Consider the following 11,986-nt stretch of genomic DNA (forward strand, 5'->3'; position numbering starts at 1 on the left):
CTAGACCAGCGGCCGTCCGAAGCGCCGGCGCAGGCGCATATCCGCGAGATAGAAGTTGTACGGGAAGATCCGGATCACCTGCGGCATCCGGGTCCAGACCGCGGAGATCAGCCGCAGCAGGCGCCCGAAGAAGCGTTCGTCGCGCGCCGTCCACGTCATCCCCATCTCCTCCCGAAGATGCTGGGGGAGTAGGGCGGTCACGATGAAGCGGTGCAGTCCGCCGAACAGGAACTGCATCGGATACGGCAGCATCTTCAGGTCGGTGAGGGCATTGAAGTACGCCCGGGTGGGCTCGTCGATATGGCGGGTGGCGAGGGTTTCCTCCCAGTACGCGTAGAACGCGTCGCGGGTGGGCGGCCACATTTCCGCGCGCATCTGCAGCGTGGTGCCCAGTCGGGCGCCGTACTGGTAGAAGGCTGCTGCCACTTCGGGATCCATCGGACCGCGCATGCGGTGGTACAGATCGTCGATGCCCCAGTACAGGCAGGCCGCCACCCACAGCTGCAGCTTCGGATCGAAGGCGTTGTACTTCACCGGGCTGGTCGGCTTGGTGCGCACGGTGCGGTGCGAGGTATTGACGGCTTCGCGGTAGGCGGCGCGATCCTCGTCATTGCCGATCATGGCGACCGCGATGTAGGTGAGGGTGGTGCGCAGCCGTTTGATCGGGCGCACCATGACGCTGCCGCTGCGGACATCGCTCTCCATGACGCCGTAGCCGACGGGCTTCAGGGACAGCTGCATGATGACATTGGCCGCGCCGCCGAGGAAGGCGGCGACACCGTCGATATGTGCGCGGACGGTTTCCGGAGTCAGTGGTTCCGGCAGGCCGGAGGCATCATCGAAAGACTTGCGCAGGGGGGCGGTCATCGTTGACTCGATCCTCGTCGTCATTCCTCACCAATGAGGAGAGTGTGAGAAACTCTTGCTCTCACCTTCTCATCGAGGTGCCGCACTGTCAATGTGCGATGATTGGTGCCTCATCGTATCTTCGCGACTCGAAAGGGGCCGGACCATGGCCAAGCTGGCCAAACTCCTGCCGCTCGTGCGCGGATCCGGTCCGGAGGACCGCAATCAGGCCAAGGTGCTCGATGCCGCATTGGTGGCCTTCCTGGACTTCGGAATCAAACGCACCAGCATGGTCGAGGTCGCCCGCCGCGGCGGCCTGTCGCTCGCCACACTCTATCGGCGATTCGCCGGCAAATCCGATCTGATCCAGGCCGTCGGGCTGCGGCAGGCCCGGCAGTTCATCGCCGATGTGGATGCCGCGGTGCACTCGCAGAGCGAGCGGGACGCCGGCGCCCAGGAGCAGATCGTCGCCCTGTTCGTCGCCTGCATCGAGGGACTGCGCGGCAATGTACTGCTGGAGCGACTCCTCAAAACCGAGCCGGAGATGGTACTGCCCTACCTCACCGTGCAGGGCGCGGCCGTCATCGAACTGGGCCGTGATTATGTCGCCGAATTCATTACGCGCCTGCAATCGGAAGGCAAACTTCCCCAATACGATCCGCTGCCGCTCGCGGAAATGATTGCGCGCAGCGCACTCTCGCTGGCGCTGACCCCGCAGACGGTTATTCCGCTCGATGACGAAGCGGCATTGCGCCGATTCGCCATCGATCATGTGGTGCCGGGATTCCGGATCTACTGACGCGCAACGCCTTCAGATGAACGGCGGGTTATACCAGGGGACGGCCCAGTCGCCGGCGCAGCCGCATATCCAGCAGATAGGCATTGAGCGGGAAGCTGCGTACCGGGGTCGGTACCACCGCCTCGGCCGCGCCGATCGCGCGCAGGGTGCGGGCCAGCAGCCAATCCTGACGCGGTGACCAGGTCATCCCCATCTCGTCCCGAAGATGTTGCGGCAGTAGGCCGGTGACGAAGAAGCGGTGGATGCCGCCGAACGCCAGCTGTACCGGCGCGGGCATCATCTTCAGATCGATGAGGTCCTCGAAATAGGCGCGAATCTTCGGGTCGATGACCGTGCCGGCCAGATTCTCGGTCCAATAGCGTTCGAACGCTGGACGATCGGCGGGCCACATCTCCGGGCGCATCTGCAGTGTGGTGCCCAGCCGGGCGGAGTACCGGTAGAACGCGTCGGCATCGGCCGGTTTCATCTCGCCGTGCATGCGCTCGTAGAGGTCCTGGGCGCCCCAGTAGAGGCAGGCCGCCACCCAGAGCTGCAGCCGGGGGTCGAAAGCGTTGTACTTCACCGGATTTCCGGGGCGGGACCGCACCTGCCGGTGTGAGGTGTCGACCGCCGTGCGATAGGCCTCGCGATCGGAATCGGTGCCGAGCAGCGCCACGGCCAGGTAGGTGACGGTGGTGCGCAGGCGTTTGATCGGGTGGATCATGACGTTCCCGCTCTCCACCGGGCTCTCGACCACGCCGTAGCCGACAGGCCGGAGGGAGAGCTGCATGATCACATTGGCCGCCCCGCCGAGCAGTCCGACGGCGCCGTCGAGGAACTGCCGGATATCGATGGGTGGTTCCGCGGTCGGGGGCGTTTGCGGCAGAGCGCTGAGCGGCCTGGTCATCGTTGACCACATCCTCGAGTGAGAAGGTTATACATAAACTTTCTTACCCACTCGGCTCACCTGTCAACCGACTTGGCGGGTTCGCGCCCGATTCGTGTCCCGGTCGCGGCCATCGCCGCGGCTGCCGCTGCCCGGAGAACAGCGAAGCGGCCCGGAGAGTTCCGGGCCGCTTCGTGTTTCGGATGTCGCCCCGGTCCAAGTTCGAGGAACCGGTGGCGGATCCGGATGCTCTTCTTCCGTAAAGCTTTGATCGCCACGTTTTATGACGTCGACTGGTTGCCTGTCACACGAGATTTGCTGGCAGCAGCCCCCGGCTGAATAGGACGCAGACGGGCAGTTATCAACATCGACGAACGTGTGATCTTGATTGTGCGGTGCCCGATGGAAGATTTGCGATCTGGATGATTCGATCGCCGTACCGGGAGCGGAAATCGGTGTCCGGCCAGCAATTCGGTAGCGTGAGCACCGTGTCGTACAGGTCGCCGCTTTTGCTGAGCTCATTGAATCCGGCCGCCGTGGCCGCCGGAGCCGATATTCCGGATGCCGTCACCATCGACGGCATGACGCTCTCGCGCAGCGATCTGCTGGGCGGGGCCACCTCGGTCGCCGAGCGGATCGCCCAGGCCGATCGGGTGGCGGTGCTGGCCCGGCCGACGGTGCGCACGGTGCTCGCGGTGGTGGGCTGCCTCATCGCCGGCGTCACCGTGGTGCCGGTGCCGCCGGATGCGGGCAGTGCGGAACTCGCGCACATCCTGCGGGATTCGGGTGCGCAGGCCTGGCTGGGTGAGGCCCCGGCGGGCAGCGACCTGCCCGTGGTGCCGGTGCGCACGCATGCGCGGTCCTGGCACACCTATGCCGAACCACCGCCCGAGGCAACGGCTTTCATTCTCTACACCTCCGGGACCACCGGTGCGCCCAAGGGGGTGATGCTCAGCAGGCGCGGCATCGCCGCCGGACTCGACGCCCTCGCCGAGGCCTGGGACTGGACGGCGAACGATGTGCTGGTGCACGGACTTCCACTGTTCCATGTGCACGGGCTCATCCTCGGCGTGCTGGGACCGTTGCGGGTCGGCAGCCCGTTGATCCACACCGGCAAGCCCACGCCCGAGGCGTATGCCGCCGCACCCGGCACCATGTACTTCGGCGTGCCGACGGTCTGGTCCCGCATCGCCGAAGAACCGGATGCGGCAAAGCAATTGGCGGATGCGCGCATTCTGATCTCCGGAAGCGCGCCGCTGCCGGTCCCGGTCTTCGAGCGGCTGCGCGCCCTCACCGGGCATGCCCCCATCGAGCGCTACGGCATGAGCGAAACCATGATCACGCTCTCCACCCGGCCCGGCGGGGAACGCCGGCCCGGCTGGGTGGGCACCGCCCTCGCCGGAGTCGAGACGCGGCTGGTCGACGAGGCCGGTGCACCGCTCCCGCACGACGGTGAGAGCGTCGGCGGGCTACAGGTGCGCGGGCCCATGCTGTTCGACGGGTACCTGAACAAGCCGGAGGTGACGGCCGAGAACTGGACCGGGGACGGCTGGTTCAAGACCGGCGACGTCGCCGTCATCGACGCCGCGGGCTTCCATCGCATTGTCGGGCGGGAGTCGGTGGATCTCATCAAATCCGGTGGATATCGCATCGGAGCCGGGGAGATCGAGACGTCGCTGCTGGGGCATCCGGCCGTGGCGGAGACCGCGGTCGTCGGACTGCCCGACGACGATCTGGGGCAGCGCATCGTCGCCTATGTCGTATTGCGGGACGGCGCAGGCGATTCCGTGGCGCAGCAGCTGATCGATCATGTGGGAGCGGAACTCTCGGCGCACAAGCGGCCCCGCGAGGTGCGGGTGGTGCCGTCACTGCCCCGCAATGCCATGGGCAAGGTGCAGAAGAAACTGCTGCTCTGAGTGAACAGCGGGCGTTGCGCTTGACCTGAACCGCACTCGAGGTCCTAACGTCGCCTACATGATCGCAACACTGTCGCCCGCGCAGCTCGAATACCTCGCCGGTCAGCGACTCGGCCGGCTCGCCACCATTCGCCCGGACGGCTCACCGCAGAACAATCCGGTGGGCTTCCGCTACAACGAGGCGCTCGGCACCATCGATATCGCCGGCCACAATATGGGCGCCTCCCAGAAGTTCCGCAATCTCAGCAAGGAGGAGCGCGTCGCCTTCGTCGTCGACGATGTGCCCTCGGTGCACCCCTGGACCGTCCGCTGCCTCGAAATCCGCGGCACCGCACAGGCATTGCGCGACGTCGAAACCTACATCCCCGGCGGCTCCCCGGAACTGATCCGCATCACCCCCGAACGCGTCATCGCCTTCGGCATCGACTGAGCGACCGCCTCCGCACCCCTGCGCCGAAACGGGTATTCCCACTGCTGGGATGACTCGACTGTGTCGAGATCCGTTCTCCGGCAGACTGATCCGGCTGGACTCGTGAGGCCCGTCCAGCCGTCCCGGCGCCGGGTACGAACCGCGCCGTGGTCAGAGGTTCGCGCAGCGCAACGGAGGTGACGGTGATCCCCACCTGCCGATGTCGGCGCCCTCCACCCGGCGCGGTCCCGGCAGCGGAGGCCTGCTCGGGTCGATGAACCCGAGCGAAGCCCTGAGTGGAGTCGGTCGGCGGCTGATCGACCTGCTGGGCCCCGAGCGGGAGACGGTTGCGGTTGCCGAACCCTGTCGATCCGGAGCCGGCGAGCTGCGCGGCGTCACGAATGCGTATGTCCAGGTGGATCATTCGAACGTGCTCGTCCACCCGGACAATGCCGGGGCCGGGAGCGCACCACCCGATGCCGGGCTGCGCAAGGTCACCGAGATCTACGATGCTCTGGGTGCAGCACCGCCTCGGGTGAACATCGGCGAGAACGACGCCGCCCATGCGCTCGACGGCGCGCACACCGTCGAGCGGCACGGGCCGGAGGTGCCGCTGAACCGGGACGACGCCCCGCCGGGGGACCGAACCATCGAGGGCCGGATCTACGGCGATCCGCCGTGGGCCCACGCGCAGAACTGGTCGTACCGCTGGGCGGATACATCGACGATGAGCCGGACGATCAACGATTACCTACAGGCGAATTGGGAGACCGTTCGCAGCGACCTCGCCCTCGACGAATTCCATAAAGCCACCTTCGACACGGGGCACCTGACCGGAGAAGGGTTCTACAACGAAGGCATGAACGGGCTCGGGCCGAAATCGGCGCGTTCCAGCCGAACCAGCTTCGCCACGGTGGTCCTGAACCTGGTTCCGGGCAGACCCCCGTCGTTCGTGGTCATCTCCGCGTACCCGGCCGGGCTATTACGCTGATCGATATGGAGCTTCCCGAAAAGCTGCGCGCACATGCGAATCGGCCCCTGCCGCCCGCGATAGATCAGGTTCGGGATTTCCTGCGCGCGTTCGTCGCCGACTGCGAGAGTCTGGACGAATTGCATGATCATCTGTTCCGGATCGCGACGCGCAATCAGCGGGGTATCCGGCGCGAGCTGGCAGCCATCGACGAGGTGCTGGACACTGCCCAACCACCGGGCACGCTGTCGTGGATGGTGGCCGCCGACGCCAACCGGGTTCTCGACGACGACACCTCCGACGCCGCAGCCGAAGCCTGGCTTCGCGATATCGCCGCACTCATCCGCGGGGTTCTCGGCGAAACCTATGACGGCAACAATCCCGGAACGCCGTCATAGGCGCCCCACGAAGTTCGCCGGAATGACGAGGTATCAGTCGTTGGCGTGCAGGGCGGCGTTCAGTTCGATGCCGGTGCCCTTGCGCGGCACCACTTCTACGGCGCCGGTGACGGAATTGCGGCGGAACAGCAGGTTGTCCTTGCCGCTGAGTTCGGCGGCCTTGATGACCGCACCGTCGGGCAGGGTGACCTTGGTGCCGGCGGTGACGTAGAGGCCGGCTTCGATCACGCAGTCGTCGCCGAGCGAGATGCCCAGACCGGAGTTCGCGCCCAGCAGGCAGCGCTCGCCGAGCGAGATGACCTGCTTGCCGCCACCGGACAGGGTGCCCATGATGGACGCGCCGCCGCCGACATCGGAGCCGTCGCCGACCACCACACCGGCCGAAATACGGCCCTCCACCATAGAATTGCCGAGTGTGCCGGCATTGAAGTTCACGAAGCCCTCGTGCATGACCGTGGTGCCCGAGGCCAGATGCGCGCCCAGGCGCACCCGGTCGGCATCGGCAATGCGCACACCCGACGGGACCACGTAGTCCACCAGGCGCGGGAACTTGTCCACGCTGTACACGGTGACCGGGCCGCGGGCGCGCAGCTTGAGGCGGGTCAGCTCCAGCTCTTCGAGCGAGCACGGGCCGTGGTTGGTCCACGCCACATTGGCGAGCAGACCGAACTGGCCGTCCAGGTTCACGCCGTGCGGGCGGACCAGGCGGTGCGAGAGCAGGTGCAGCCGCAGGTAGACGTCATGGGTGTCGATCGGCGGGGCGGACAGGTCGGCAATGCTGGTGCGCACCACGACAACCTCGACCCGGCGGGCCTCATCGACCCCGGCGACCTCGGCGAACTTGGCGTACTCGATATCGGAGGCGTCCAGGCGCTTCGACCCGGTATCGGTCACATCACTCAGCTCGGGGTACGGGTACCAGGTGTCCAGGACCGTTCCATTGGCGGTGATCGTGGCCAGACCGACTGCAACTGCTCCCTGAGTGCTCACGGCAGTAAAGATTACCGACCACACCAAATCCCCCAAGTTCGCGGTCCGTCTCGTTCTGGACTGAGTGGAGCCGGGGGGGAGCGCAGCGGAGGAGCGGAGGGAGGGAAGAACGAGACAAAGGGGGCCGCGAACCCCGCCGGAGCGAAGCGGAGGCAAAATGGATACAGTGACCATCGATCTGAGCGCCGATCCCATAAACCTCGCCGCTGCTCTGGTGGATATTCCCAGTGTGTCCAAGGACGAGACGGTGATCGCCGATATCGTCGAGCGGGCCGTACGCGAGCAGACCACCGGGTTCGAAATTCTGCGGCACGGCAATACCGTGCTGGCCCGCACCAATCGCGGTCTGGCCACGCGCGTGATTCTCGCCGGGCACCTCGACACCGTGCCGATTGCCGACAATGTGCCCAGCCGGTTCGAAGTCGGGGCCGAGGGCGAGCGGGAGCTGTGGGGCTGCGGCAGTGTCGATATGAAATCCGGCGATGCGGTATTCCTGCACCTGGCCGCCACCGTCGCCGATCCGGTGCACGATCTGACGCTCATCTTCTACGACTGCGAGGAGATCGCCGCCGAGTTCAACGGACTCGGGCGTATCGAACGTGAACTCCCCGAATGGCTGGCCGGCGACCTCGCCATTCTCGGTGAGCCCTCCGGCGGGTGGATCGAAGCGGGCTGCCAGGGCACCCTGCGGATTCGGCTCACCACCTCCGGCGTGCGCGCGCACACCGCCCGAGCCTGGTTGGGCGACAATGCCATTCACCGCCTCGCGCCCGTGCTGGAACGCCTCGCCGGATACCAGGCGCGCGAGGTGGAGATCGACGGCTGTGTGTACCGCGAGGGCCTGTCCGCGGTCCGCGTCTCCGGTGGCGTCGCGGGCAATGTGGTGCCCGATGTGGCCGAGGTCGATGTGAACTTCCGCTTCGCGCCCGATCGCACCCTCGATGAGGCCACCGAGCATGTGCGCGAGGTCTTCTCGGGCCTGGACCTGGGCTTCGAACGCACGGATGGCGCCCCCGGCGCCCTGCCCGGCCTGTCCAACCCGGCCGCCAAGGACCTCATCGAAATCGTGCACGCACACGGCAGCGGCGGCGTCCGCGCCAAATACGGCTGGACCGACGTCTCCCGCTTCGCCGCCCGCGGCATCCCCGCCGTCAACTTCGGCCCGGGCGACCCCAACCTCGCCCACAAGCGCGACGAACACCTCCCCGTAGCCCAGATCACCCAGGTCGCCTCCATGCTCCGCAGCTACCTCCGGGGCGACAAGACCTGAGGCGAGAGCGCACCCCCGCAACCGCCACCCTGAAGAGACATCCGCCCCAAGGTCGGGGCCCGCCCCGTTCTGGACTGAGTGGAGCGGGGGAGCGCAGCGGAGGAGCGGAGGGAGGGAAGAACGGGGTAACAGGGCCCCGACCCCGCCGGAGCGAAGCGGAGGCAGAAAATCCAGCCCCGCCGGAGCGAAGCGGAGGCAGAAAATCCAGCCCCGCCCGAAGCGAAGCGAAGGGCAAATTAAACAGAGCTAAAGTGGCTGCATGTCTGCTGAGGGTGAGCCGAGTGCCAGGACGCCGCAGTATCGCGGTCCGATAATGCTGCGGCGGGACCGGAAGGTCGGGATCGGGACCACCGATCAGCATCTGCTCGATGAGCGGGGACCGGCGGATTGGGTGCATACCGATCCGTGGCGGGTGCTGCGCATCCAGGCCGAATTCGTCGAGGGCTTCGGGGCTTTGGCGGAGGTGCCGCGCGCGGTCGCGGTGTTCGGTTCGGCGCGCACGACTCCGGAGTCTCCGGAGTATCAGGCGGGCATGGCCATCGGCGGGGCGCTGGCGCGCGCCGGGTTCGCGGTCATCACCGGCGGCGGGCCGGGCGCCATGGAGGCCGCCAATCGCGGCGCCTCCGAGGCGGGCGGGTACTCGATCGGGCTCGGCATCGAGCTGCCCTTCGAGCAGCACCTCAACGAATGGGTCGATCTCGGCATCAACTTCCGGTACTTCTTCGCGCGCAAGACCATGTTCGTGAAGTACGCGCAGGCCTTCGTGTGCCTGCCCGGCGGTTTCGGCACCCTGGACGAGCTGTTCGAGGCGCTCACCCTGGTGCAGACGCACAAGATCAACCAGTTCCCGATCATCCTGTTCGGCACCAAATACTGGGCGGGACTGGTGGATTGGCTGCGCGACTCACTGCTCGGCTCCGCCAAGATCGCGCCCGGCGATATGAACCTGATCCACGTCACCGACAGTGTGGACGAGGTCATCGCCCTGGTGCAGCAGGCCGCCGACACCCGCGCCCAGATGGACGCCGCCGCCGGAACGGGAGATCAGTGGTGAGCCGGCCGTATTCGGTGTGCGTGTACTGCTCGGCCAGCGTCGACGATCCGGCGGTGCTGGAGTTGTCCCGCCGCGTGGGCGCCGAAATCGGCCGTCGCGGTTGGCAATTGGTCTCCGGCGGCGGACACGTCTCCATGATGGGCGCGGTCGCGACGGCGGCGCGGGAGGCGGGCGCGAAAACCGTCGGCGTCATCCCGAAGAAGCTGGTGCACCGCGAAATGGCGGATGTGGACTCCGATGAGCTGATCGTCACCGATTCCATGCGCGAGCGGAAACAGGTCATGGACGAGCGCGCCGACGCCTTCCTCACCCTGCCCGGCGGGCTCGGCACGCTCGAGGAGCTCTTCGAGACCTGGACCGGGGCCTACCTGGGCATGCACGACAAACCGGTGGTGGTCCTGGATCCCGACGGCCACTATCGCGGCCTGTTCGCCTGGCTGGAGGAGGTGGCCGAGCGCGGATTCGCCGGACGGGCCGCCCTCGACCGCGTGATCGTGACCGCCGATTTCGCCGAGGCGTTCGAGGCGCTCGCGCCGGAGGACTGACCCGCAGAACCGACCGGTCCAGTGGGTTTTGCTCGACAACCCGGGGTACTTCCGTAAGGGTGTGGTCAGCAGCACAACCCGGTGAGGAGCCCAGCGAAGTGAATACCGACGCCCAATCGACGGTCGGCCTGATGGATTTGGTCCGCAGCCTGCCCGGTATGGCAGTGCAGGGACCAGGGATGCTGCGCAATGCCGTGCACATGCTGGTGAAATCCGATTCGAAGGCGTCGATCGGACTGTTCTTCCAGCGCGCGGCCGCCAAACATCCGGACCGGCCCTTCCTGCGCTTCGAGGGACGCGAATACCGCTGGGGCGAAGCCAATTCCGAGGTGAACCGGTACGCGCACGCGCTGGCCGAACGCGGGGTGAAGCGCGGCGATGTGGTCGGCATCCTGCTGGCCAACCGGCCCGAGGCGCTGTTCACGGTGCTGGCCGTGGTGAAACTCGGTGCGACCGCCGGACTGCTGAACCACAATCAGCGAGAGTCCGTGCTGCAGCACAGTTTCGGACTGCTGAACTCGGTGCTCGATGTGGTGGGGGAGGAGTGCGCCGACGCTCTCGGCACGCTCACCGAACTGCGCCCGAGCCTGCTGTGGTCGAAGGATCTGGAGGCCGCCGCCCGCACCGCGGACGCCACGAATCCGCCTGTGTGCGAACAGATCACGGCCCGGGAACGCGCCTATCTGATCTTCACCTCCGGTACCACCGGACTGCCCAAGGCCAGCGTCATGACGCATCTGCGCTGGACCAAGAGCATGGCGGGCATCGGCGGCCTCGGCGTCCGGCTCAACGGCAGCGACACCCTCTACTGCTGCCTGCCGCTCTATCACAACAACGCGCTCACGGTGGCGCTGTCCTCGGTCATCGCCGGCGGCGCGACACTCGCACTGGGGCGCAAGTTCTCGGCCTCCCGCTTCTGGGAGGAGGCCATCGCCACCCAGGCCACCGCCTTCATCTACATCGGCGAACTCTGCCGGTACCTGATCAATCAGCCGCCCAAGCGCACCGACCGCATGCACAAGGTGCGCCTGGCCGTCGGCAACGGCCTGCGCCCGGAACTCTGGGACGAATTCCGTAATCGCTTCGGCATCAAGCGCATTGTCGAGTTCTACGGCGCGAGTGAGGGAAACATCGCCTTCATCAATGCGTTCAGCCTCGACAAGACCGCCGGATTCACCCCGCTGCCGTTTGCCATCGTCGAGTACGACGACGGCACCGGCAGGGCCAAGCGCGGATCCGACGGCAAACTCCGCCGCGTCCACCCGGGCGGCGTCGGCCTGCTGCTCGCCAAGGTCACCGATAGTTCCCCCTTCGATGGCTATACCGACAGTGCCGCAACCGAATCCAAGCTGGTCCGGGACGGCTTCACCGCCGGTGACTGCTGGTTCGACACCGGCGATCTGGTCCGTGATCAGCGCTGGGGTCATATCGCCTTCGTCGACCGCCTCGGCGACACCTTCCGCTGGAAGGGCGAGAACGTGGCAACCACCGAGGTCGAGGGCGCGTTCGGCGGTGTGGACGCCATCGACGAGGCGGTCGTCTACGGCGTCGAGATCCCCGGCACCGACGGGAAAGCGGGCATGGCCGCCGTGACCCTCGCGGCCGGCGCCGAGTTCGACGGCAGGGCCGCCGCCAAGGTGCTCTACGACCGGCTGCCCACTTACGCTGTCCCCCTGTTCATTCGGGTGGTCACCGCACTCGAGCAGACCTCGACCTACAAGAGCCGGAAGGTGGAGCTCCGCAATCAGGGCTTCACCACCGATGACAGCAGCACCCTCTACGCCCTGGCCGGGCGAACCGACGGCTACGTCCCCTTCTACCCCGAATATCCCGCCGAGGTAGCTGCGGCCAAGGCGCCGCGCGCCTGATCCGACCGGCCGGGGCGAGCGCCCCGTTCAGCGGCTGGTTCCGGTCGGCTGCCCAG

General features: G+C 66.8%; 12 protein-coding genes. 9 read left to right on the forward strand and 3 right to left on the reverse strand.

Annotated elements, in window-relative coordinates; translation table 11 throughout:
- Positions 1 to 867 (reverse strand): oxygenase MpaB family protein, encoded by an 867-nt coding sequence (locus OG716_RS36980; protein WP_405134896.1) that lies wholly within the window; start codon positions 865 to 867, stop codon positions 1 to 3.
- 145 nt (positions 868 to 1,012) lie between these two features.
- Between OG716_RS36980 and OG716_RS36985 the strand changes: the two genes are divergently transcribed.
- Complete coding sequence (locus OG716_RS36985; protein ID WP_405134897.1) at positions 1,013 to 1,645, forward strand: TetR/AcrR family transcriptional regulator; 633 nt, start codon at positions 1,013 to 1,015, stop codon at positions 1,643 to 1,645.
- Positions 1,646 to 1,673: 28 nt separating this feature from the next.
- Here OG716_RS36985 and OG716_RS36990 read toward each other — a convergent pair whose 3' ends face one another.
- Entirely contained in the window at positions 1,674 to 2,531 is an 858-nt protein-coding gene (locus OG716_RS36990) for an oxygenase MpaB family protein (RefSeq protein ID WP_405134898.1), read from the reverse strand.
- A 467-nt stretch (positions 2,532 to 2,998) separates the two neighbouring features.
- On the opposite strand from OG716_RS36990, the gene OG716_RS36995 reads away from it, so the two are divergent.
- The 4 genes from OG716_RS36995 (at position 2,999) to OG716_RS37010 (ending at position 6,203) form a co-directional block, all read left to right on the forward strand.
- The gene (locus OG716_RS36995) at positions 2,999 to 4,426 is read left to right on the forward strand and encodes an acyl-CoA synthetase (protein ID WP_405134899.1); all 1,428 of its coding nucleotides are present in this window, start codon (positions 2,999 to 3,001) and stop codon (positions 4,424 to 4,426) included.
- 58 nt (positions 4,427 to 4,484) lie between these two features.
- Positions 4,485 to 4,856 (forward strand): PPOX class F420-dependent oxidoreductase, encoded by a 372-nt coding sequence (locus OG716_RS37000; RefSeq protein ID WP_405134900.1) that lies wholly within the window; start codon positions 4,485 to 4,487, stop codon positions 4,854 to 4,856.
- 253 nt (positions 4,857 to 5,109) lie between these two features.
- Positions 5,110 to 5,826 (forward strand): hypothetical protein, encoded by a 717-nt coding sequence (locus tag OG716_RS37005; protein WP_405134901.1) that lies wholly within the window; start codon positions 5,110 to 5,112, stop codon positions 5,824 to 5,826.
- A gap of 5 nt (positions 5,827 to 5,831) precedes the next feature.
- Complete coding sequence (locus OG716_RS37010; protein ID WP_405134902.1) at positions 5,832 to 6,203, forward strand: hypothetical protein; 372 nt, start codon at positions 5,832 to 5,834, stop codon at positions 6,201 to 6,203.
- Between the two features lie 33 nt (positions 6,204 to 6,236).
- Here the strand turns inward: OG716_RS37010 and dapD are convergent, their stop codons facing one another.
- Positions 6,237 to 7,193: a 2,3,4,5-tetrahydropyridine-2,6-dicarboxylate N-succinyltransferase gene (gene dapD, locus OG716_RS37015; RefSeq protein WP_405134903.1), complete on the reverse strand. Its 957-nt coding sequence runs from the start codon at positions 7,191 to 7,193 to the stop codon at positions 6,237 to 6,239.
- A gap of 157 nt (positions 7,194 to 7,350) precedes the next feature.
- Between dapD and dapE the strand changes: the two genes are divergently transcribed.
- The 4 genes from dapE to OG716_RS37035 all read left to right on the forward strand — a co-directional run bounded on the left by dapE (position 7,351) and on the right by OG716_RS37035 (position 11,930).
- Positions 7,351 to 8,463, forward strand: coding sequence for a succinyl-diaminopimelate desuccinylase (dapE, locus tag OG716_RS37020; RefSeq protein WP_405134905.1), 1,113 nt, complete (start codon positions 7,351 to 7,353; stop codon positions 8,461 to 8,463).
- 259 nt (positions 8,464 to 8,722) lie between these two features.
- Positions 8,723 to 9,517, forward strand: coding sequence for a TIGR00730 family Rossman fold protein (locus OG716_RS37025; RefSeq protein WP_405134906.1), 795 nt, complete (start codon positions 8,723 to 8,725; stop codon positions 9,515 to 9,517).
- A complete protein-coding gene (locus tag OG716_RS37030) occupies positions 9,511 to 10,062 on the forward strand; it encodes a TIGR00730 family Rossman fold protein (RefSeq protein WP_405134907.1) in 552 nt (183 codons plus the stop codon). The genes OG716_RS37025 and OG716_RS37030 overlap by 7 nt, the downstream gene beginning before the upstream one ends.
- Before the next feature lie 98 nt (positions 10,063 to 10,160).
- Entirely contained in the window at positions 10,161 to 11,930 is a 1,770-nt protein-coding gene (locus OG716_RS37035; protein ID WP_405134908.1) for a long-chain-acyl-CoA synthetase, read from the forward strand.
- Positions 11,931 to 11,986 lie beyond the last annotated feature (56 nt).

Source organism: Nocardia sp. NBC_01388 (genome assembly GCF_045040085.1).
Taxonomy (GTDB): Bacteria; Actinomycetota; Actinomycetes; order Mycobacteriales; family Mycobacteriaceae; genus Nocardia.